25 protein-coding genes and 5 pseudogenes are annotated in these 21787 nt (G+C 58.8%); 26 read left to right on the top strand and 4 right to left on the bottom strand.

Going from position 1 to position 21787, the window contains the following annotated elements:
* Nucleotides 1–124 precede the first annotated feature (124 nt).
* The 6 genes from X760_RS71870 (at nucleotide 125) to X760_RS71895 (ending at nucleotide 3360) form a co-directional block, all read left to right on the top strand.
* Entirely contained in the window at nucleotides 125–571 is a 447-nt protein-coding gene (locus X760_RS71870) for a hypothetical protein (protein ID WP_023722846.1), read from the top strand.
* Nucleotides 568–771: a hypothetical protein gene (locus X760_RS71875; protein WP_031195303.1), complete on the top strand. Its 204-nt coding sequence runs from the start codon at nucleotides 568–570 to the stop codon at nucleotides 769–771. The genes X760_RS71870 and X760_RS71875 overlap by 4 nt, the downstream gene beginning before the upstream one ends.
* Before the next feature lie 93 nt (nucleotides 772–864).
* On the top strand, nucleotides 865–1242 hold the full coding sequence (locus tag X760_RS76935) for a hypothetical protein (protein ID WP_156948343.1): 378 nt from the start codon (nucleotides 865–867) through the stop codon (nucleotides 1240–1242).
* Between the two features lie 158 nt (nucleotides 1243–1400).
* Nucleotides 1401–1922: a hypothetical protein gene (locus X760_RS71885; RefSeq protein WP_198030579.1), complete on the top strand. Its 522-nt coding sequence runs from the start codon at nucleotides 1401–1403 to the stop codon at nucleotides 1920–1922.
* Entirely contained in the window at nucleotides 1919–2620 is a 702-nt protein-coding gene (locus tag X760_RS71890; RefSeq protein ID WP_023722851.1) for an IS6 family transposase, read from the top strand. Before X760_RS71885 ends, X760_RS71890 begins: the two co-directional genes overlap by 4 nt.
* 197 nt (nucleotides 2621–2817) lie before the next feature.
* A complete protein-coding gene (locus tag X760_RS71895) occupies nucleotides 2818–3360 on the top strand; it encodes a hypothetical protein (RefSeq protein WP_023722852.1) in 543 nt (180 codons plus the stop codon).
* 96 nt (nucleotides 3361–3456) lie between these two features.
* Here X760_RS71895 and X760_RS78620 read toward each other — a convergent pair.
* Nucleotides 3457–3552 (bottom strand): annotated as a pseudogene (locus X760_RS78620) (DDE-type integrase/transposase/recombinase); the annotation flags it as partial.
* Between the two features lie 588 nt (nucleotides 3553–4140).
* On the opposite strand from X760_RS78620, the gene X760_RS74035 reads away from it, so the two are divergent.
* A complete protein-coding gene (locus tag X760_RS74035; protein WP_031195309.1) occupies nucleotides 4141–4569 on the top strand; it encodes a DUF309 domain-containing protein in 429 nt (142 codons plus the stop codon).
* A gap of 1687 nt (nucleotides 4570–6256) precedes the next feature.
* Nucleotides 6257–6456 (top strand): annotated as a pseudogene (locus tag X760_RS75830) (cold-shock protein).
* A gap of 237 nt (nucleotides 6457–6693) precedes the next feature.
* Here the strand turns inward: X760_RS75830 and X760_RS71920 are convergent.
* On the bottom strand, nucleotides 6694–7164 hold the full coding sequence (locus X760_RS71920; RefSeq protein WP_031195311.1) for a MucR family transcriptional regulator: 471 nt from the start codon (nucleotides 7162–7164) through the stop codon (nucleotides 6694–6696).
* Nucleotides 7165–7872: 708 nt separating this feature from the next.
* On the opposite strand from X760_RS71920, the gene X760_RS71925 reads away from it, so the two are divergent.
* From X760_RS71925 to X760_RS71960, 14 genes are all read left to right on the top strand, one after another.
* A complete protein-coding gene (locus X760_RS71925) occupies nucleotides 7873–8139 on the top strand; it encodes a DUF2285 domain-containing protein (RefSeq protein ID WP_031195313.1) in 267 nt (88 codons plus the stop codon).
* 348 nt (nucleotides 8140–8487) lie between these two features.
* Entirely contained in the window at nucleotides 8488–8874 is a 387-nt protein-coding gene (locus X760_RS77560) for a hypothetical protein (protein WP_023722859.1), read from the top strand.
* The gene (locus X760_RS74045; RefSeq protein ID WP_051409784.1) at nucleotides 8765–9226 is read left to right on the top strand and encodes a tyrosine-type recombinase/integrase; all 462 of its coding nucleotides are present in this window, start codon (nucleotides 8765–8767) and stop codon (nucleotides 9224–9226) included. Before X760_RS77560 ends, X760_RS74045 begins: the two co-directional genes overlap by 110 nt.
* A gap of 296 nt (nucleotides 9227–9522) precedes the next feature.
* Entirely contained in the window at nucleotides 9523–9729 is a 207-nt protein-coding gene (locus X760_RS75840) for an AlpA family phage regulatory protein (RefSeq protein WP_084643138.1), read from the top strand.
* 31 nt (nucleotides 9730–9760) lie between these two features.
* Nucleotides 9761–9988 carry a hypothetical protein gene (locus X760_RS71935; RefSeq protein ID WP_156948345.1) on the top strand — a complete coding sequence of 76 codons (228 nt, stop codon included), beginning with the start codon at nucleotides 9761–9763 and terminating at the stop codon, nucleotides 9986–9988.
* A gap of 77 nt (nucleotides 9989–10065) precedes the next feature.
* Nucleotides 10066–10512: a hypothetical protein gene (locus X760_RS74050; RefSeq protein WP_156948347.1), complete on the top strand. Its 447-nt coding sequence runs from the start codon at nucleotides 10066–10068 to the stop codon at nucleotides 10510–10512.
* A 348-nt stretch (nucleotides 10513–10860) separates the two neighbouring features.
* Nucleotides 10861–11040 (top strand): hypothetical protein, encoded by a 180-nt coding sequence (locus tag X760_RS71940; RefSeq protein WP_031195317.1) that lies wholly within the window; start codon nucleotides 10861–10863, stop codon nucleotides 11038–11040.
* Between the two features lie 70 nt (nucleotides 11041–11110).
* Nucleotides 11111–11740 (top strand): hypothetical protein, encoded by a 630-nt coding sequence (locus X760_RS76940; protein WP_023722865.1) that lies wholly within the window; start codon nucleotides 11111–11113, stop codon nucleotides 11738–11740.
* A 293-nt stretch (nucleotides 11741–12033) separates the two neighbouring features.
* The gene (locus X760_RS76945; protein ID WP_156948349.1) at nucleotides 12034–12645 is read left to right on the top strand and encodes a hypothetical protein; all 612 of its coding nucleotides are present in this window, start codon (nucleotides 12034–12036) and stop codon (nucleotides 12643–12645) included.
* 24 nt (nucleotides 12646–12669) lie between these two features.
* A complete protein-coding gene (locus X760_RS76950) occupies nucleotides 12670–13038 on the top strand; it encodes a hypothetical protein (RefSeq protein WP_156948351.1) in 369 nt (122 codons plus the stop codon).
* 34 nt (nucleotides 13039–13072) lie between these two features.
* Nucleotides 13073–13315 carry a hypothetical protein gene (locus tag X760_RS71955; protein ID WP_023722868.1) on the top strand — a complete coding sequence of 81 codons (243 nt, stop codon included), beginning with the start codon at nucleotides 13073–13075 and terminating at the stop codon, nucleotides 13313–13315.
* Between the two features lie 15 nt (nucleotides 13316–13330).
* Entirely contained in the window at nucleotides 13331–13549 is a 219-nt protein-coding gene (locus tag X760_RS79275; protein WP_084643140.1) for an HK97 family phage prohead protease, read from the top strand.
* The gene (locus tag X760_RS76955) at nucleotides 13443–13718 is read left to right on the top strand and encodes a hypothetical protein (protein WP_156948355.1); all 276 of its coding nucleotides are present in this window, start codon (nucleotides 13443–13445) and stop codon (nucleotides 13716–13718) included. The genes X760_RS79275 and X760_RS76955 overlap by 107 nt, the downstream gene beginning before the upstream one ends.
* Nucleotides 13719–15278: 1560 nt before the next feature.
* On the top strand, nucleotides 15279–15515 hold the full coding sequence (locus X760_RS71960; RefSeq protein WP_023722870.1) for a hypothetical protein: 237 nt from the start codon (nucleotides 15279–15281) through the stop codon (nucleotides 15513–15515).
* 680 nt (nucleotides 15516–16195) lie between these two features.
* Here X760_RS71960 and X760_RS75865 read toward each other — a convergent pair.
* Together X760_RS75865 and X760_RS75875 are read right to left on the bottom strand one after the other, a co-directional pair.
* Entirely contained in the window at nucleotides 16196–16372 is a 177-nt protein-coding gene (locus X760_RS75865) for a hypothetical protein (RefSeq protein WP_023722873.1), read from the bottom strand.
* Between the two features lie 524 nt (nucleotides 16373–16896).
* Nucleotides 16897–16965, bottom strand: a pseudogene (locus tag X760_RS75875) (hypothetical protein); the annotation flags it as partial.
* A gap of 380 nt (nucleotides 16966–17345) precedes the next feature.
* On the opposite strand from X760_RS75875, the gene X760_RS71965 reads away from it, so the two are divergent.
* The 4 genes and pseudogenes from X760_RS71965 to X760_RS78630 form a co-directional block, all read left to right on the top strand.
* On the top strand, nucleotides 17346–17543 hold the full coding sequence (locus X760_RS71965; RefSeq protein ID WP_023722874.1) for a hypothetical protein: 198 nt from the start codon (nucleotides 17346–17348) through the stop codon (nucleotides 17541–17543).
* Nucleotides 17544–17695: 152 nt separating this feature from the next.
* A pseudogene (locus X760_RS71970) lies at nucleotides 17696–21083 on the top strand (acyl-[ACP]--phospholipid O-acyltransferase).
* 256 nt (nucleotides 21084–21339) lie between these two features.
* Entirely contained in the window at nucleotides 21340–21552 is a 213-nt protein-coding gene (locus tag X760_RS71975) for a KTSC domain-containing protein (RefSeq protein WP_023722877.1), read from the top strand.
* Nucleotides 21553–21683: 131 nt separating this feature from the next.
* Nucleotides 21684–21787, top strand: a pseudogene (locus tag X760_RS78630) (ATP-dependent DNA ligase); the annotation flags it as partial.

A 21787-nucleotide genomic window follows, 5' to 3' on the forward strand; every position in this document is an offset into this window, starting at 1 on the left:
GAGAGTGGACATTCGGACCGGTATAAATGCTTCCGTGTACTTGATCTCTCTACCGCATTGAGCAGAGGTAGGCACCGCAGCTGCTATCATGGCGTGACACAACAACAGCTCCGGGGGAAAAACGATGGATGAACAAGAGGCGAAGAGCGCTTATGATGAAATATCGGATGTGCTCCGAAAGGTCGGGTTGAATTGGGTAGTAGAGCAAGTTGAGGAGAGCATCTATCTCGGGAAGACGGTCATCACTAAAGCTGATGCCAGCGAGTTCATCGATGACCAAGTCGCGGGTCAGCGGCGCGGCAGACGGCAAATGCAGGAGTTCGTTACGACTCAGCTCTTTTCCAACATTGAGCGCCTAAATCTTCTTCTCGATGCCATCGATCGCATATTGGCTCTCCCGCAGTTCGCAACCGATGCGCTGAAGATCTTGGAAGTAAAGAGCGTGACGTTCGTTTCTGAACGAGAAGGCGATGATGGCCACAGCTTGCGCAGCGATTCAGGCAAACAGCAGGAGGCAGCCCGCCGCCGCTTCCGGGAACTGCGCCAGCAAGCTGGAGTTACCGCCGCATGATGACCGCATCGACTCTCGTCGGACAGATCTCCGCGATTCTCGGTCCGGCACATGGCATGAATTACTCCGCGGCGTCGGACGCCAACGACGTGTTCGAAGGCTATACGCTCGCGATCGTCGTGAGGGCGGCCCGCGCCGCTGGGGCCACCATCGCTTTCGAGGCGAACGATGGAAATGCCACCACCAACTTGATTTTCTGAACCTCGCCGGGCGACATCTTCAGCCCGAAGAAGAAATACACCCACGCCGTTATAGGCTTACCAGGCTGCCCGCCGCTTGAGGCGCATATCGGCGTGAAAGTGTCGGGGCGCTCGGGTGTCCTCCACGAATGCGATCTCGCCGTGATCGATCAACACGAAGCGCGCGTCTGTCGCAAAGAAAAGGTGCATCCTCGTGCTAGCAAGGTCCTGAACGCAGCCGAATGTAAATTTTACGCGAGCACCCTGAAGTTGGGTTTGGCGCGAGGATATCTCGGACTCGCCGAAGAACTCGGTAAGCAAGATCGGTTGCTGGTGACCAACACGACCTCCGATTCCGCAGCAAGGATGATTGCCTACCATAAAGCCGGTTGGGAGTTCGACCTGTCGTCACCGACTTCGGCCCAGGCAGTAGATCTCGAAGCGAAATTCAAAGAGGCCTTTCGCAACTATGTTGCGAAGCGCAAATCGTGAGCGCTGGTTCGATCCTAGTCAGCGGGAGCATTCCGCTGACGGAATCTAGCATTCGTTCGTCTCCGCATCGCAGAGGTGTCCGTTATGCGCTCGAGTACTAAATTGCTCTCGCCGCCCGGCGTCTTTAGAGAATGCGCTTGGCGAACGGAATGGGACTCATGACGGAGAACTTCAATTACATCTCTTTTGGCAACTGGGAATATGTCGAGGGGAACGTCGATGTCGTCACCATCGGGCGAGGGCGCATGTTCGAATACACGCCGCCTGACACCGAGAAGCGGCTTGAAAGCCTCGATTCCACTGCGATCGCCTTTCTCGAAAAGTTGCCGACTTTTCTGTGCAGTGAGATCAAGTCGGCCGGAGACGCCGTCTCCATGCTCATCAAGTACGGTCGGATCTCCGACACCACGCCAGGGCGAAGAGAGGTCTCCACCACTTTCGAGACATTGGTCGATTTCGGCGAGGTGGGTTTCGACGACATTGAGATGGCCGGGTCGGTGTTCGGCGCGGACCGGTTCCAGCTCTACCGCACGCATTGGGCAGTCCGTGAAGGCGATGCCCAAGAGGTGCTGGCCAGATTGGCCGATCTCAAACCCAATCTTGCCCATCTTATCGGGGAGCAAGGGGGGCATCGTCAACTTAACGAAGCGTGGATACCGATGTGCGATGACGGGCTATGACAGAGCGTGACCCACTCTACCGCCGCCATCGCTTCCCCGCCGAGATCATCGCCCATGCTATCTGGCTCTATTTCCGTTTTCCTCTCAGTTTGCGAATGGTCGAGGACTTGCTGGCGGCACGAGGGATTATTGTCTCGCATCAGACAGTCCGGCTTTGGGCAGAGAAATTCGGGCGGACCTTTGCCAGCGAGATCCGCCGCCGCTCAGCGGGTCGGCTGGGTGACAAGTGGCATCTCGACGAGGCCGTCGTTTCGATCCGCGGCAAGAAGCACTGGCTCTGGCGCGCCGTCGATCAGGACGGTTTCGTCCTGGAAGTTCTGGTGCAAAGTCGTCGCAATGCCAAGGCGGCCAAGCGTCTGATGCGCAAGCTGTTGAAGGGCCAAGGCCGCGCGCCGCGCGTGATGATCACCGACAAGCTTCGGTCTTACGACGCTGCAAAGCGAGAGATCATGCCGGGCGTCGATCACCGTTCGCATCAAGGCTTGAACAATCGGGCGGAGAATTCCCATCAGCCAGTCCGGCGACGGGAACGGATCATGAAACGCTTCAAGTCACAACGCCATTTGCAGCGCTTCGTCTCAATTCATGATCCGATTGCCAACCTGTTCCACATCCCCCGCCACGAAATCTCCTCCAGCCATCATCGCGAACTGCGTTCAGAGGCAATGAACCTCTGGGCAAAAATCGCGCGGGCTTGAACCGCCGTGGGGCAAGCGGGCTACGACCGCCTCGCGCTCTTTAAGTTTACGATGCCCCCGCAACTGCTCAGCAGAAGGAAGTGAACGTGAGTGCATCCATTTCGTAAATGTGTGTCTATCCAAGCAATCGATTTCTCTAATTATCCGATGAGGAATATGAACGCGCCAGGCAGGGTGCATCATTAGGAGTATTTTCGATGGCAAACATTATCGAGGGTGGCCCGGGTTCCGAAACACTCCTCGGCACCGAGCTTGAAGATTGGATGGAGGGTTTCGGGGGCAATGACTGGATTGACGGTCGTGGCGGCAACGACGAGATCTCGGGTGGCGCGGGCAGTGACCGAGTCATCGGCGGCGAGGGTAACGACCGCATCTTCGGCGGAGATGGCTGGGACGATCTCTCCGGCGACAACGGCCGCTTCAACNACTTCGTCAACAACGCCAGCATACAGTCCGGCTACCCGGTGAGCAGCTTCTACAGTGGTGCGGCCTCGGGTGCGAACGGCGAACACGTCGTGGTGATCACTGGCGAATCTTTCAACTCTGCTTCTGAAGCCGCGAGTGCGATCTCCGGCGAGCACGCCGGCGACATCATTGTCTACCAAAGCAGCTACAGCGACAGAGTCGCAACTCTGGCCTATGTCACCGCCGACAACAGCGCGCATGAGTTCGTCCACCTGGGCGGTGTGGTCACCGTGGCCGACCTAGGCCTGACCGCGTCGGACTTCACCTTCGTTTGATCCAGAAAACCCATACGGAACAGCGCCCCGCCCCCCTGGGCGGGCGCTTTCCGTTTCCGCTACTTGCGATGGGCCGGGGCGCCCGGGAGCAGTCGCAGCGTGTAGAGCTTGATGAAGCCGATACATCCATTGGCCGCGGACCTTGATGTACGTCTCGTCCATATGCCACTTGCTGCCGACCGTACGCTTGCGTCAGCTTCGGAGCTCTGGTCACTTCGCCCGTTCTAGCCGGCTGAGCGCCGCTTCCTAGCTTGCGGGCTAAGCAGATGGCGCGGCGGCGATGAGGCACCAGCGCGCGAATCCCCGCCAGCAGCAGCCGCTCCGCAGTGAGACCCAGCTTCGTTCCCGTCATCAAACTGCTCACGTTGAACGCCGGCGCGACTGGCTCCGGGGCAGAGATCGATCCGAACTACCCTGGCGTCGCCTTCGGCCTTGCGACCGGGCTTGCTGCTCGCAGAAGCAGCGTCAGTCTTCGGTGCGCGAGTAGTCGGGCTTCAAGACGGTCAAGCGCTATCGGCGTCTGCCACCGAAGACGTCCGGCGTCGTGCGTGTACGGCGGAGGCTGAAATCTCAGGGATGGAAGGACCCAGCAGCCAATGCAGCGGTGTCCATCAGATTCCATATGACATGATTGTCATCGACGTGCTTTCATGATTGCTGGGGTCTATGTCACGTCGTCGCTTGCTACCCGAAAAGAATTTCCCGGGCTACGCATACCTGCCTGGCAAACATCCGCATCCGGTTCGCGACCCGCTGGGTCACAGTTACCAAAGCGACCCGATGACCGTTGTTGCCGTCGAGGAATCACTCAGCTCAAACGGGTTCCGATGGGGTATCGACCTGTTCAATCACGGTTATTACTGGGAAGCCCATGAGGCTTGGGAGCCTCTTTGGCACGCTGCGAAACAAAGCACTCAGCATCGCCTTTTGTTCAAGGGATTGATCCTGTTGGCGGCGGCCGGGGTGAAGATCCGCGAGGGAAAGCCGGTCGCTGCCGCGCGCCATGCGGCGAGAGCTGCAGCGCTTTTTCGTCGGGTGGCGCCTCTGCCGAGCCGGCCCTTTGAGGCCGCACTCGGAATGACACCTGCCGCGCTCGCGGTACACGCCGAAGCGGCCACAACTTTCCCGGCTGTTTTGCGAGAGCCGATGCCTGGCCAGCCTGAGCCCGTTTTCGATTTCATTCTCGCCCCTAAATCCGAGGGCGTCTGATAGGCAACCCCTACAGTACGGTTCAAGCCTCTTAGTTATTTGGGTGCACTGCCGACCTGTCATGGACAGTTCGACAAGGGCAGCTTCAATCCTGGCGCAGTTGACCTACGGCACAGCCCGGCGCTGGCGGAGCACCCATGGCAGGCGCCGCTTCCATCGTTCATCTCGCGGCAAAGCAACATCTTTCTGCCACCGCTTCTTCTTGCGGGTCCGTCTGCCTCCAGTCGGTGCGTTCGATGCCTTCGGAACCGGCGCTTCCTCAACCGTCGGCGGCTTAGGAAGCGATACGTCGGGCATGATCACGTCCTTGGCGTCGGGTACTGCTTCACCAACGGCGGCCATGGGCCGAGAACGGATATCTTCGCAAGGAACAATCGGCGCTTCAGCGATCGGACCTTCAGTCTCGCTTCCGCGATATCGTTCGTGATGGCGGCCAAGTCGATGCCGGCCCAGATTGAGTGTGGCCGCTTCACGAGCCAACGCTTCTGTTTGATCTCGACGACAAAGGGTCGCTGCTGCCTCATAGGCTCTCGGCAGACTCAGGAGAGTTGCGAATGTCGTCTAGGCCGATCGCACGCTTTCGTCCACCCGCCCCCACGCATTCTCCAACGGTTTTCCAAGACGTTGCTGTCGTCCAAGCCACGACTGAAGCGGCTAACCGCTGAGGCCGGGGCCCACGCTCCCGATCTCTTGTCCTGCTGTCAGCATGACCGCCATAACGACAATATCGCCCACGCAGTCGCCTTTATTAGGCCCATCGCGAAGCCGCAAAATATTCAAAATGCAATGAAGATGGCCGCCACCCTTGTCCATGCTCGCATGTTCCCGTGTAAATCGGACCCGTCCAATGCATTTTTTGAATCGGTCACCTGCGACTGATTATGCTGCTGATGGTCCGCATGCCGGATGTCATGGGTGGCCGGGCACGGATTGCGCTCCGCAAGCGGTCGGCAATCCCAAAGCTACACTTGGTGCACATCGCATCGGCTTTCCTCCACCGATCAACCCTTAGTGTGGGTTGAGAAGTCGCAAGAGGTGGCGCTGACCAGGCTTGTTCCGCAGCCCTCGTTGTCGTTGATCCAGACGCTGGGTGGTGAATGAGGAATCGCAGCAGCGATCACCCACAGGATACAGGTCAGCTTTGCTGCGCTCGATTTTGTCGATGATCAGATCGGCCCCCTTCTTCGCGAGAGTGGGCGCTCTAATCAGCCTAGAACGGCCTGATCCTGGTCAATCTCACGCGCGCCAACTGCCTCGCCGGATTGTAGAGCCTCTTGCGGGTGTTTTCTACAACAACCACCAGGGTCATCAAATCAAGCAGGAAGTCGTCGATCGCTTGGGCGGTTGTTCCTGACTCACCTTTGGACTGATCCCAGCAAAACGCACGCCCGATCGATCGCATCCGCGCTGGCCGCAGTGATTAACGCTCCGACTCCTCTTGACGATGGCGATCGTACGAGGTGCCGGCCCCCGACTCCTCATTGCAAGGTTCACCACGTGATGCGTTAGTTTCGTCTGCCTTTGCGACTGCCGCTTGGTCGCGGCCAGTCCACTGGCTGCACGATGCGCTTACCACGGCGTGTCGCTCCGGGCCTTCCGGTCTTTCGCATTTGCTGCGTTATACTATGAACGGCCCGGCATGATCGCCGAACCAGAACGTGTTGCAAACTTTACAAGGAATACGCACATGGCAACTGGAACCGTGAAGTGGTTCAACAGCACCAAGGGATTTGGATTTATCCAGCCCGACAATGGCGGTCAGGATGTTTTCGTCCACATTTCCGCTGTCGAACGCGCGGGCCTCTCGACCCTCAGATCAACTATGAGATCGAACAGGATCGCCGCACTGGCAAATCCTCCGCTGGCAGCCTCAGCAAAGCTGGCTGATTTTTCTCCTGCCCCCCGGCAAGAGCCGGGAGGACGCGGCAAGTCCGGATGTACTGACGGCCGCTCGACAAGAGCGGGCGAGAATAGGGCTCGGCGCAGCAGATTGCTGCAAGCGGACGCGCTTCTTGTGAAACGAGAATGTTTGCAGTTGAAGGCGGGCTGTCCCCGCCTTCTCGTATTCTGCGCAAATGCCGACGGCAGTTGCGCGCTCCAGAACGAACCTCGATTGCCGAAATTCTAACCTGCGACCTTCTTGCGGGTCCGCTTCGCCACTGCCGGCTCCGGCGCTTCCGGCGCTTTCGGTTTGCGGCCGAGCCCCATCGTCTTGGCCAAAGTCGAGCGCGCCGCGGCGTAGTTCGGCGCGACCATGGGATAATCCGCCGGCAGGCCCCATTTGGCGCGATATTCATCTGGCGTCAGCCCATGGTGGGTCGACAGATGGCGCTTTAGTGATTTGAATTTCTTGCCGTCTTCAAGGGAGATGATGTAGTCCGGTGTCACCGACTTCCTGATTGGGACAGCAGGCGTAAGCGCAACCGGCTTTTGTGCGGTGACGCCTGCGGCCGTGCCTTTCAGCGCCGCGTGCACTTGGCCGATCAGGGCAGGGAGATCCCCCACCGGGACCGGATTGTTGGAGACATAGGCTGAGACGACATCGGCGGTGAGCTCGATGAGGGTGTCAATGTTTTTTGCGGCTTCTTCTGTCATGAAACTCTCCAGGCGGCGTGAAACACAGTCGGCGAAGCGTCGCTTCATAGTNCTTCTGTCATGAAACTCTCCAGGCGGCGTGAAACACAGTCGGCGAAGCGTCGCTTCATAGTGGCGGTCGCCGCTGAAAGCAAATACAGCCCGGCAGGACTATCGCGATGCTCGTCGGCACCGAGGACCATAGCGCTGCATCCGCCGTCGTGGGCGTGTTGATCTGCGCGCTGTCGGCCGGGCAAAACGAAGGGCCAAAGATGCTTTGCGCCACCCATGAAGCCCCAAGGTCGTCCTTGCGCAGCTCACGAAGCCCTCACGGACGCGGTAGCTAGTCTTCGGTTCTTGACTTTCGATTTGACCTGCGCCCCGGCCAGCGCGCCCTCGGCAGGCGCTACGAACTCGAATAAGGTGGTTGAACCGATGCTGAGCATCACGGTAATTCAAGCACAAGCTTTGCCTGTTAATCCTGTGGTCACAAACGACCTTGATGGCCAACAATGCGAAACCCGATGTGCGCGCCGCACGGTCTTGAGCTTTTTGCAATTCATCCCTCACCTGGGTCGAACCGGTCAGAAGATGCGCATATCGCCTCGAGCGGGCGCTTGCGGGTCATGATCGCGATGGTGTCTTAGCTACGATGTTTCCCATCCTTGGTTAGGCTGTCGAAAAGAACAATCGCTCTTCGATCACTTACTTCCGGAGCCCGATGTCATGATGAAATATCCAGACGTTAAACCAGGTCTTAAAGAAGAAGTGCCCTGGTCTGACAGCCTGACCAGCTACGACCGTCAGCACTTCACGACCTACCTGAGGCTCCTGGATGCAGGTGCCGACGAGGCAAGCTATGAGGAGATGGCGCAGGTCATCCTCGGCATCGATCCGGTGCAAGAGCCGGAGCGGGCCCGGAAAACTGTGCGAAGCCATCTCGATCGGGCGAACTGGATGGTGACGACCGGTTACAAGGAATTGTTCGCCGGATGAGGGCGAACAGGCGGCGACACGCTCCGCCTGTTCAGATGTGGTTACGGCGTCCGCGAAAAGAGCGGTCTCACGGTCGGGGCTGCGGGAATTAGGTTCAAATTGAAAGACCTCAGTTCTTTGCTCCATCATGACGATCGACCAGATGGCGGCGACCGGTGCGAGCACCAGACCCGCCACGCTGGACGACAGCAACACGAGGCCAACCAAACCCGAACCGCCAACATGAAAAGCCAACCATGCAGGCAGGACAATTCCGACGCCAACGATAACGAAAGAAGCCGATGAAAAAGCTATAAACAGCGGGTCTTTCGAATCGTCAAGCGAGACACTTTCCCGGCTCGCTTTCCGATGAAGATAGCGGTGAAGGAGAAGTCTTTCCGCAATGGGAAGCACAAGGCGCAGTGGTCGATGACGTTGCGTGAATATGCCAAGCCGCTGCACAAGAGGCCGATCGCCGAGATCGCGCGCGACGACGTGGTCGAGACGCTGAAGCCGATCTGGGAGAAGATACCAGAGACTGCTGACCGCCTCCGCATGTGCATTGCAGCAGTAATGGATCACGCGAAGGCGAGGCGGCTTTTATGTCGGCGACAACCCTGCCGACTGGCGGAGAGGCCTGAAGGATATGCTTCCGGCTCGACAGAAGCTCACGCGCGGCCATCACGCAACAGTCGGCTACAAGGAACTGCCTGCCATCATCAAGCGCCTACGAGCCGCCGCTGGCGTGTCAGCTAGGGCTGTGGAGTTCGCCGCATTGACCGCAGCGCGTTCCAGTGAGGTTCGCGGCGCAGTGTGGCCGGAGATCGACCTTGATGCGGCCTTGTGGACGGTACCCGCCGCAAAGATGAAGGCTGCGCGCGACCATGAGGTTCCGCTTTCCGAGCGCGCCGTGACAATCCTCCGCGCTACACAGCAGCAGTCGACCAGCGATCTGGTGTTCGAAGGTGGACGCGACGGAAGGCCAATCAGCGACACAGCGATGACGAAGGCGCTTAGGGCCGCTGGTGCGGGCGATGCGACCTTGCATGGTCTGCGCTCATCGTTCCGTGATTGGGCTGGCGATAGACCGATTACCCGCGCGATGTAGCCGCGGCGGCCTTGGCTCATGTGCTCAAGGACAAGACCGAAGCCGCATACAGACGTGGCACCGCGTCGCAAAAAAGACGCGGCTTGATGGTAGACTGGCACAGTATTGTGAAAATAAAGCCCGTTGACCATATCGACATTACAGGCGAAAACGCATATTGTTCTTCACCTTGGCTTACCTCGCCTAAGTTAACGGCGACCCGAATCCCTCTCTAAAGATTCAGAGTTTGAACGTGCCCCTTCGCACGTTGGATTTTCCGCACGCTCTTTTTGCGCCGGGTTGCACTGGGGATTCCGATGACAGCAAACGACAACCGACCGCGCCTGATCGCACCAAAAGACGCGGCGGCAGCCACGTCTCTTTCTCGTACACTATTGATTTTGATGGCCGAAGCCGGGGGGTTCCCGAAGCCCGTTTCGCTATCCGAACGACGTAGTGCATATATGCGTGCCGAGGTCGAAGAGTGGATTGATAAGCATATCGCCGCGAGCGCGGCAGCATGAGCCACAATGCCGAAACTGTTGCGAAATGTTTATGCTTTGGAAGGCTACCGAGAAGGCGTTCCTGCAGCATCTTCTGATCCGCTTGATAGAGGATGTTCCGGACTTCAATAGGGAAAAGTTCGCAACCGGCTTGCACCTACTGCAAGAGGAGTGGCCCATCGACCGAACAGACAAAGATCGAGAAGCGCAGGGCTTAGTCAGCATCCGCTTCCTTGGCGAATTGATTGAAATGACAGCAATGCGCATCGCTCGAGAGTGAGCACACTGACGGGCCGCGGCGTTTCTTCAAAAAACACCGCCGACCAACGGCGGCACTCCAAGACTGGACCGCTCCCCTTGAAAATCCTTGATGCCCGACCGGAGCCGCCAGGCTGCGGCAACGTCATTGCGCGCGTCGACGTAGCACTGAATGATGCCGTGAAAATCTATAATCTGAAGGTGTCCAAGCGACCCGATGGCGGCTTCGCCGTTTTCGCGCCGAACGCTCATGGTGGGCGCGTCGTCACGTTTTCTCGTTCTCTTGTTGCCGAAATTGCCAGCGCCGCTGTTGCCGCGCTCATGGAGCCGACGCCGAATGACCGCACCCACACTGAAGCAGAAAGGTTCCTCGACCTTATCAACAATGGCGACGCAGAGAGGCTGGCCAGTTTTCACTACGGCAATATGGCCAGGACAGGCGGATCGATCATGGTTGCGCCGGAAGACGTGGCCTGGGAACCACTACACGTTCAAGCGCGAACTGTTACAGCCGCGATCCGACAACGAACCTGCAGATATCAGTGAGGCCCTCCGCTGGTGCGTTGTGGTCGACAACATTCCAGAATGTGACGCCGACACGGCCGGGATTATTTACATCGAGAGAGAGACGCCCTTGATGAGAAAGTTCTTAGGGCGGCTATCAGCAATGTCGTCAAACCAGGTCATCTTGAAGCGGGACTTAGGAGGATTGTCGTTGTAAGTCTCGGCCGATTTGGAACACCGCATGAGCGCGCCAAGACCAAGTAAAAATTTTAGCATGATCGTCCTCCTTTCAATGGAGAAACCAATGCGGCGGGCAGATAGTTCCACAGGTCCGGAACAATGCTCGCTAGCGCTCGTTGCCTCTGATCGATGGGCGAGGAGCGCGGAGATATGGCCGTGAAGAAAAAGAGCGACGATAGCCGCGTTAAGAAGGGCGCAGAACTTGAGGTAGAGCACCTTACCGAAGTCACGGACCTATCGGCCAAACAGGCGCGCACATTATTGCGGAAGCACGGCGCTGACTGGCAGAAGCTCAAGGACGAAGCCGAAGATTTAAAGGATGACGACTGACTACCCGTCCCGCGCATTGCGGAAACGGACTACCCGGCCTGGCCGGTTTCTCGAATTGGGATGACCACCCATGACAAAGACCACCCGCAAGGAAATACTAGAAGCAACAGACGCCTTCCTGAAGGCCAACCCGGCGGAGAAGCGCACCGCTGTACGGATTCGTTTTCGTGGCGGTCGGCCAGCTTGGAATTGGCTGAAAAAGCACGACGGGAAGGGGGCCGCCGCATTGTGGCTCATCGTTCGAGAGCGCCTTCCGCAGGCCGCCAACGACAACCTGCCCACTGACGCGGGACTGCATGTCGACCGGAGCCGAAAGGACGGCAGGCCAAGAGGGAAGAATCCAGATCCACGTTCGTTGGATGCCTGCATAGCGCTGCCGTCTGCCCAACCGCGGCTCGGCGATGCCGAACCGGAACCGGCACGAGCAGGCAACTGGGATACGGTGTCGCGAGGTGTCTCTATAAAATCGCAGGAGTGGATACATCCCGACGCAGTATTCACGTCGGCAACTTGCTTCAGCTTCCATCCTCCAGAGATCGCACCTGGCGCATTCTTTCTGGGTGCAATAGGCGGACTAGGCCAGCTTAAGTTGGGCAGGAGTCGTGGAGACGTACGGCTGGCTGGAACTGCCGATCCGATCACCCCACCGGCCAATATCGATACTGTCATCGAGGTCATCTTAGCAGGCGGCAATTGCTGAGGTCGGCAAGGCTTTCGGCGCTAAAGGCGGATATGCAGACCGTCGCGGAGGCGCTGAGCTATTGGCGGCTGGCAAGTGGGCGAAGTTGGCGGTGGCGAATGACAACCCGAGAATCAGGGCCGCTTAGGGACGTGTGCCAAATCGTGGCCCCAAAAACCTAAAGGGGCAACAGCAACGAATGGGGCGCTTCGGCGTCCCACCCGCTTTGGGCCCTACGCCTCGTCATCGTCAGGCGCAACCCGTCAATCTGGCACCAGAGGCGGGAATTATTGCGCGCGTTCCGGCCAGGCTGCGTGCGCTCACCGTCCAGCCTTCAGGGCTGCGACGGTGTTTTTTTTAAACCATCGCAATCACGAATTTCCAAACTCAAGGATCAAATATGCCTACAAGCCGTAGCCGCCATTGTGCGGCGTATCGGCTTCGATGAAGGGCGCGTGGGCGCGGTAGCCCGCATACTCACGGACGCCGCTGTTCTGCCGCCCGGTGCGCCTTGGACATCTCCAGATCTCAGCCCGCAAGACGTGGCGTCACTCATGCTTGGCGCGGCGCTGGACGTGCCTTTGCGTGCTGTTGTTGACGCGGTGCGCGATTACCGCGCCCTGCGCCGTGAAGGCGTTCCTGATGGCGCGCCATTTGCTATCAGTGTTGCCACAACTGGTGAAGAGCTAGACGTCCTGGCCGAGATCGCTGCAACTGGCTCGCCAGAGGCGAAAGCACGGGCAGCAAAGACCATCATCACCGTAGTCAATAGTTGGCCGGAAGTCGTGCCGATCGACCAGATCGACACCCGACGCTTCAGCGCGGGCGCGCCAAGTCACTGGCAGGCCTCTCGCCATCGCAAATCTGTCGAAATCAATGCCGCCGCGCTTGTCGACGTCATCAATGAACTTTTTGGAGACCAGTAAAATGTCAAAAGCTGACCTTTCGTAATGCCCGAATTGACCGATGTCGACCCGGAATTCGCAAAACTCGAACGGCAACTTCAGGACCTAAACTCCCAAAAATGTTTGGCCGATCGCGAGCTTGCGAGCCCGCGTGAAGAACTGGCCGAAGCGCGCGGTCCGTCCATTCCGTCCAGCGTTGCAGCCCTGCTTGGTGATGAACCCGACTCGGCGACGGGAAAACGGCAGCGTGCCGCCGAACTGAGCAAGTTGGTCGGCGATCTTATGGTTGCCATTGACATCATTTCTAAACGTCTGCGGGAGCGTCGCGACATACGGCAGCCGTGCTGCTGTCGCGCGCCGCCGCATTGGAGGCCGCGATGGTGCCGCTTCGCGAGTTGGAACAGTTGCGCATAGATTTGGAAGCTCACGATGCATCAGGTCATTTTCAATGGCCGCACGGGAATCTTTCGCATTTTTCCAGCGCGTTCTGCGCGGCTGTGCGCAAGGGAGTGTGAGTATGGAACGGCGAGAATACGAAACCGCCACGGATAAGGGGCGCCCTGGTCAACGTCTGGTGAGACTGCCGGGCGATAAACAGCACACCAAGCGTGGTGACAGCGCAAAGGTCATCGCGCGCCGCATTGCGCTAGACAAAGCGGAGAAGCGCCTGCAGAGGCTGACGAATGGCTGAGTATCGGGCTACGCCATCCAATGGAGCCAACCCGCGACTATCGCGGGTCTCTTCGTTGAACAGTTTGCGCGCGGATCTTTCGACAACTCATTGCTCCACAATCCTGACGTGGCGGCTCTGTGGTCGCATGACAGCAGCCGGCCACTTGGGTGTGTTGGCCGCCGCGACAGCAAATATCGCAGCGGCCGGTCCACCCGCCGAGCAAGTCATATTCTTCCACCATGTAGCTCTTGATCTTCAGCCAACTGCCGTGCCGCCAACCGGCTTCCATGGATGCAGGTCAATTCACGATTTGCTGAAACGCGCTGTTTCCGCCCGGGTGGAGCTAGCCTGTCAGTTTAGTGAAGTCGTGGCGCCGCGCGCCAACATGTGCCAGCAAATTCGTTTCGTTTACGACCCCTGATTGAAAGAGATTCAGCGTGGTCGAGGCCAGAATCTGACCGTCTATCGGGGTGCTGTACCATTTGGCGTCGGCGGTTACCTGGTCGACAANCTAGCCTGTCAGTTTAGTGAAGTCGTGGCGCCGCGCGCGAACATGTGCCAGCAAATTCGTTTCGTTTACGACCCCTGATTGAAAGAGATTCAGCGTGGTCGAGGCCAGAATCTGACCGTCTATCGAAGTGCTGTACCATTTAGCGTCGGCGGTTATCTGGTCGACAACCCGCTGGCAAATCGCCCGATCTTTAGGTTAAGGAACTGACTTTTCGGCGCTCGTAGCATCTCGATGCCTTTAAAGGGGAGTCACTTGTCTCCCAAGCGACACCCAGGCGTGGGTCTCCCGAGAATGGATACTAAACGCATCCAGGCCATTCGTTTGAGTGGTACGATGCGGGGCGTTGGCATCGGTGACGTGGTTGCGATCACGGCCGCGGTACGGAGGCGGTCACCGACGACCGTATCAGTGATACAACGCACTTCCTTAGCGGGCGGCCCAGCAGCTTGGGTTAGGGGGGCGGCCGCTGGGCCTGACCAGCGAGCGTTCGGGAATGCTCGACTGGCTGGTTAGTATATTAGATCAAGCTAATGTAATCGAACCATGCGAACGAAGTACGCGCGGCAAGAGGCTGGCACGCTTCACTTACCGCGCGCTCTTGCCTTGGGTTCTGGCGAGCTTTCGGACGGGTTTGCAGCCAATTTTGCAGATCGCCGATCTGTTACCCACAGGGACTTTTTCCTCGCCACCAAATCGTCACGATCGCCCTCAACGGTCGCTCGGCTATGCATCGCAGCTGTGGCGTAGTCGGCTCTGTTGGTTCGATAGTCTTCTTTTTGGACAGTCATCGTTTGCTCCCAGTTTCATAGCCCCTCTTTTTGCCCTGGCGGGGAGATTAACTGCCGGTGCATTACGCGAGTCAATCGAATTAAACGACCACTCCGCAGTCGCGAGGGCGGGAAGCAAGCCGACAATTTTAACGTTGGAACGGCTTACAGAGTGCCGGCAACACAGCCGCCCTTTCGTCGGNCGGGAAGCAAGCCGACAATTTTAACGTTGGAACGGCTTACAGAGTGCCGGCAACACAGCCGCCCTTTCGTCGGGCTGCGTTGATCGCGTCCATGTTGCCCTTCAGCTCGCTGATCGTGGCTTAACGTGCCTTCATGTCTGTGTTGTCCATCATGCTGCCAACCGGCAAGCCAAGCCAAAACACGCCGTCCACGTCATGGCGGGCGGTTCTGTCTTGTACGGCCATTATTCGGCACCAGGTCGGAACTCGTTCGGCAAAGTTCGGCTTCCAACTGGCTGCAGGACTTGCCCGCGTACGCTGGACGAAACCAGCATGGGCTTGGTGTCGGCTGGGCGAGTAGCGCAGCCCGACAAAACGTCGATGGCTACAAACGCACATAACTTGATTTTCATGCTTCCCCCAAATGTCCGCGGCGAGCATGCGCTGAGGGCGGGACGAAGTCTATGTGCCTTGACGGCATTAGGAATATATTCCTATCCTGTTCACCCAAGGAGAGCGGGATGCCACGCTATCGCCGCCATGAAGAGATTTCCGAATTCCATCTCGCCAAAATCGAACGGCAGGCATGGCTTTTGACGGTAGAACTCCGCGATGCGCAGTTGGCGCTCAAGCCGTTCTGTGCGCATTGGGAAACAATCGACCAGTTGCATCGTGATATGCGAAAGGCGCTCAATCTGCTGAATAATAGGCCGGCGGACTACGAGGAGCCGCATTTCGCGCCCATGTCGCGAGGGTGAAGAACTAGCCTGTCAGTTTAGTGAAGTCGTGGCGCCGCGCGCGAACATGTGCCAGCAAATTCGTTTCGTTTACGACCCCTGATTGAAAGAGATTCAGAGNGCTGTTTCCGCCCGGGTGGAGCTAGCCTGTCAGTTTAGTGAAGTCGTGGCGCCGCGCGCGAACATGTGCCAGCAAATTCGTTTCGTTTACGACCCCTGATTGAAAGAGATTCAGAGTGGTCGAGGCCAGAATCTGACCGTCTATCGGGGTGCTGTACCATTTCGCGTCGGCGGTTACCTGGTCGACAACCCGCTGGCAGATCGCCCGATCTTTAGGTCTAAGGAACTGACTTTTCAGTGCTCGTAGCATCTCGACGCCTTGAAACGGGGAGTCACCTGTCTCCCGCGCGACACCCATGCGAGTCTCGAGCATGGACCCTAAACGCATTCAGACAGAAAATTGCCATTCGTTTGAGTGGTACCGATGTCGCGTGGATAAGCGGCGGTCCGCGAGCTAATCCACCATGTCGCGCAGCGGCTTCTTGCGCTTTGGCGTCCTGTACTTCTCGACCAGCCTGACCTTGTCGATGTCGATCGTCACCAGTGGTCCCAGATCGACGGTCACCCTGCCGCCTTCCTCGTCTATGAGCGTGATCTCTCCGGCAAGCTCGATCTGCTGCCCCTTCTNGGCGGTCCGCGAGCTAATCCACCATGTCGCGCAGCGGCTTCTTGCGCTTTGGCGTCCTGTACTTCTCGACCAGCCTGACCTTGTCGATGGCGATCGTCACCAGCGGTCCCACATCGACGGTCACCCTGCCGCCTTCCTCGTCTATGAGCGTGATCTCTCCGGCAAGCTCGATCTGCTGCCCCTTCTTCACCTTGGTTGTTCGATGATCGAATGCGGAAAGCTATAGCTCGCAATCGAGACGTTTAGGTGCTGAGTGACCCGTTTGCGAAGGTGGCCTTGATCGCCACCTCGTCACGAATGGAAATTCCGCGCGCGGTTCCATGAGTCTGGTGCGCTCGGCGCCTTACTCAAGATATTGCTAATTATGGATGAGCCCGCTTCCTCCGATCGATGGATGAAGCCGATCGTGGGCCACTGCTACTTTGATGGATCGCGCGACTTACCCGACAAGAGCCTGGCTCCAGGGGCAAAATACGAGCAAGACGACTCTCATTGCTATCGCAATCCTCGCCATCAGTGTCGGCTGTGCCGAAGCCAAGGACCGTAAGGTCGAAACCGCGACCCTCGGCACGTACGCCAATTCGAAGAACCTGCCGGTTTGTGCCGCGTCAAGCTCACTCTTCGAAGTCCTCGGTGATAAATGTTTTCTCGTCACAGGTTCGATGATCTATGGCGACATCGCCGAACTCTCCCGGACAATCACTTTGAGTTNCAGACGATGGCGCGGGCAAGCGCGACGCGCTGGCGCTGGCCACCCGACAATTCGGACACGCGGGCCTCTCCAAAATTCTTATGCCGTCCCCACCTGCGGTCGAGCGTGTCGCGCCAACACAGCAGCGCCTCTGGATCGTTTGGGCAACCCAACGCATACCTTCCGGTCGGGAAACTCGCTTACGCGTTTCATCGTCCATTCGGCAGTGGAAAATTAGGCCGATTTGGCAGTGCTCAGATTCGCGTGGCCGTCCTGCGATCCGTTCGGAGACGATCCGCGAGTGGTTGCGGCAACTGCGCCTCAAGCTGGCGACCGCCGTCTGCAGCGTGCTGCTGCGGAGCAGCGCTGACGCTGCGCTCGTCCGGACCGTCGCAAGACCGCTTGATTGTATCCGGCCTGGAGACAGACCAACGCCGGCGCAAGCTCACCCTGAAACCAAAAGACAATATCGATGACGTCCAACAGCTATGCTCCCAAGGGTTCAAGCGCCTGCAAACATTTCACCATGCCAATTTCGCCATCGCCGCTTGCGACCAAGCTCGTGCATACCTCGATCACCATCACCAAGACCCTGCGAGACGCGGAAGAGGCAAGCCGCTTCATGAAGAGGCTAGAAGTCCCCAAACCCAAAAGCCGCCGATCGATTTGAGCCGCAGTAACGAAGTGTAACCGGGTTCGCACTACAAGAAGCTCAAACCGCGCAAGACCGCTGATCGATACGACCGCGATGTTCAACGGTCTTGCCCAATGGAAGCCGCCCCAATGGAAATCGTCACGAACAACCCTACGACTAGCCATCTGATGACTTCACGGCGTTTTGCGCCTCTCTTCTGGACGCAGTTCCTGTCCGCCTTCAACGACAATTTCCTCAAGAACACGCTGGTGTTCCTTATTCTGTTTACCCTGGCGGCGGACAAGGCAGCATCACTGGTCACCCTGGCGGGTGCCGTCTTCATGGCTCCTTTCCTGCTCCTGTCTGCCCTTGGTGGCGAGATCGCCGACCGGTTCGACAAGGCGCTCATCGCCTGTCGGCTGAAATTCACCGAAATCGCGGCAGCTGCTGTCGCAGTCGTTGGGATCGCGCTGTCGTCGATCCCGGTGCTGATGATGGCGTTGCTCATGTTCGGCATCATCTCGGCACTGTTCGGACCGATCAAGTACGGCATCCTGCCGGATCATCTCGAGCGCAAGGAATTGCCCCGCGCCAATGCCTGGATCGAATCGGCAACCTTCGCCGCCATCCTCGGCGGCACTATCGCCGGAGGCGTCGTCTCGGCCGATGGCATAGGCGTCTCGCTCTTCGGGCCGATGATGATGATCCTCGCCATCGGTTGCTGGTTTGTCAGCCGCTACATCCCGCCCACCGGTTCTGCGGCCCCCGACCTAGTCATCGACAAAAACATCTTTCGCTCAACGTGGCGACAGGTCAACGGCTTGCGTGCCGACAAGCGGATCTGGCGCGCCGGACTGATGACCTCGTGGTTCTGGCTGATCGGGGCCATTGTCCTTTCGATCCTGCCTACGTTGGTCAAGGATTCGCTCGGTGGCGGAGAAATCGCTGTCACCGCCTATCTGGCGGTGTTCGCCGTCTCGATCGCCATAGGCTCTGCCATAGCCGCATGGATGTCGCAGGGCCGCATCGTGCTCTTGCCAGCCCCGGTTGGCACGGCGTTGATGGCGCTATTCGGCATGGACCTGGCCTGGACCATCTGGAGTATGCAGCCTTCGGTCAGGGCCGAAACGCTCGCAATATTCTTCGCCGGGCCAAACACGGTCCATGTTGCGATCGACCTTGCCGGCATGGCTATTGCCAGCGCATTTCTTGTCGTACCGACCTTCGCCGCCGTACAGGCCTGGGCGCCCGAAGCCAGCCGCGCTCGCGTCGTCGCCGCGGTGAGCATCGTCAATGCAGGCTTCATGACGGTGGGCGGCATACTTGTCGCCGCGATTCAAGCAGCGGGCGTCTCCACTGGAGGTATCCTGTTCGGCCTCGCCGCACTCAACGTGGTCGCCGCCTGGCTAATGCTGAGATATCTGCCAACCAACGCCTTCCGCGACTTCGTTTCCATTCTGTTCCGAGCCTTCCATCGTCTGGAGGTTGGAGGGGCTGGAAAACCTCAAGGCGGCCGGCCCGGCACCCATCCTGGCGCTCAACCATGTCAGTTTCCTCGACGGCCCGCTGGCTTTGACTCTGACCGATGAGGAGCCGGTGTTTGCCATCGACTACACCATCGCCCAGGCCTGGTGGATGAAGCCGTTCATGAAACTTGCGCGCGCCCTGCCGCTCAATCCGGCCAAGCCGATGTCGACCCGCACGCTTATCAAGGTCGTGCAAGGCGGCGATCCGCTTGTCATCTTCCCCGAAGGCCGGATCACCGTGACCGGCGGCCTGATGAAGGTCTATGACGGTGCCGCCATGGTGGCCGACAAGACCGGCTCGATGATCGTGCCAGTGCGCATCGACGGCCTGGAGAAGAGCTATTTTTCGCGGCTGACCTCGCAGCATGTTCGTCGCCGGCTGTTCCCGAAGGTCAAGGTGACCATTCTGGAGCCCGTCAAACTTCAAGTAGCGCCGGATCTGAAGGGCCGGAAGCGCCGCGCAGCGGCGGGCGCTGCCCTCTACCAGGTCATGTCCGACCTCCTCTTCCGCACCCAGGACATCGAGAAGACCGTGCTGGAGAAGATCGTCCAGACGGCGAACGAACGCGGCATGAAGCAGCTGGCCGTGCAGGACCCCGTTAGCGGGTCGCTGAGTTACGGCAAGCTGCTGACGGCGGCTGCGGTGCTTGGCGAGAAATTCGAACACCTCTATGCCGGCCAGCAGACGCTCGGCATCATGCTGCCCAACGCCAACGCCGCCTGTGCGACGCTGCTCGGCGTGATGTCCGCCGGCAAGGTTCCGGCGATGATGAACTTCACTGCCGGTGCGGCCAACATCCTCTCCGCTTGCAAGGCCGCCGAGGTGCGCACCGTGCTGACCTCGCGCGCCTTTGTCGAACAAGCGAAACTCGGCGCCGTGATCGAGGAACTCGGCCGATCGGTCGACATCGTCTGGCTCGATGATCTGCGGGCCACCATTGGCCTCAAGGACAAGCTGCTCGGCCTTTTGCGCAAGAGCGCACCCCGGGTCGCCCGCAAGTCTGAAGATCCAGCGGTGATCCTGTTCACTTCAGGTTCCGAAGGCACGCCCAAGGGCGTGGTGCTCACCCACCGCAACATCCTGGCCAATGCCGCGCAGGCCGCTTCGCGGATCGACTTCCATTCGGGCGACAAGGTCTTCAATGTGCTGCCGATCTTCCATTCCTTCGGCATGACGGCGGGCACGGTGCTGCCGCTCATCTCGGGCGTGCCGGTCTATTTTTATCCCTCGCCGTTGCACTACCGGATCGTGCCGGAGTTGGTTTACGCCTCAAACGCAACGATCATCTTCGGCACCGATACGTTTCTTGCCGGCTATGCCCGCACCGCACACCCTTACGACTTCCGCTCAGTGCGCTATTGCTTTGCCGGCGCGGAACCGGTCAAGCCTTCGACGCGCGCGACCTATATGGAAAAGTTCGGGCTGCGCATCCTCGAAGGCTATGGCGTGACCGAAACCGCGCCGGTGATCTCCATCAACACGCCGATGTACAACCGCTCCGGCAGTGTCGGCAAAATCATGCCGGGTATGGAGTATCGCCTGGACCCGGTGCCTGGCGTCGAGGATGGCGGACGGCTGTTCGTGCGCGGGCCCAACGTCATGGCAGGCTATCTGCGCGCCGAGAAGCCGGGCGTGCTCGAACCGCTCGAAGACGGCTGGCATGACACCGGCGACGTGGTCGCCGTGGACGACGTCGGCTTCATCACCATTCGCGGCCGCGCCAAGCGCTTTGCCAAGATCGGTGGCGAGATGATCTCACTGGCCGCCGTCGAGGCGCTGGCGGGCGAATTGTGGAAAGGCTCGCTCTCGGCGATCGCCGCCGTGCCAGATGCACGCAAGGGCGAAAAGCTGATCCTCATCACCGAGGCCGTCAACGCCACGCGTGCCGAATTCCTGGCCTTCGCCAAGGCCAACGGCGCCATGGACCTGATGGTGCCGGCCGAAGTGCACGTCGTTGCGAAAGTGCCTGTCCTGGGCTCAGGCAAGCTCGATTTCTCCGCTGTGACCAAAATGGTGAGCGGCGAAGACATGAAAACCCAGGCGGCTTGACAATAGCGACCGGGAAGTCGGCCTGTTTGCTCAATCAGGTGAAACTGGGCTAGACGCGGATGCATGCAGTTTCGAACGAGGCTTCGACTCGTTTTTGCGGCTAACTTTTTTGTGTGTCTCGGTTGGGAACACGGGACCGCCGCGAAAGTTCGGTGCACGCAGCGAATCCTCCCCTCCGGGTGTTGCTGCAGATCGGTATCCCGATCGGCCCGCGCCCCCGCATGGGCGCGGGCCTTGGCGCGTTGCTGTGGTGCTTATGCCATCTACTTCGATCCGCAAAACGGAATATGATCCCGACAGCAAAACCCTTTCGGTGTGGTTTGTCGCCAGCGGCAAACGGTACGAATTTGAGAACGTGCCGCCGGACATTTACGCCGAATTCCGAGCCGCCTTCGCCAAGGGCCGCTACTTTAACGATCACATTCGCAATCATTTCCGTTACCGGCTTGTTCCTACCGACGACCGGTGACGACCCTTGGAGGAAAGGATAGCGCATCCACCGTTCGAGGGATGCGTTCTGGCGTAACAAAAACCTAGACCTGTGTCGTGAGCAAGGGGTCGACTGCCGGCGCAGGGGGTCTAGAGTTCATACCTCCCATGATGCCTACTCTGGTAGCGAAGCCGCCCCAGGGCGACGGATGGACTCACGAGGTCAAGTTCGACGGCTACCGCTCCCAGATCATCATCGACGCCGGCCGGGTGCG

Source organism: Mesorhizobium sp. LSHC420B00 (assembly GCF_000503055.1).
Lineage (GTDB): Bacteria > Pseudomonadota > Alphaproteobacteria > Rhizobiales > Rhizobiaceae > Mesorhizobium.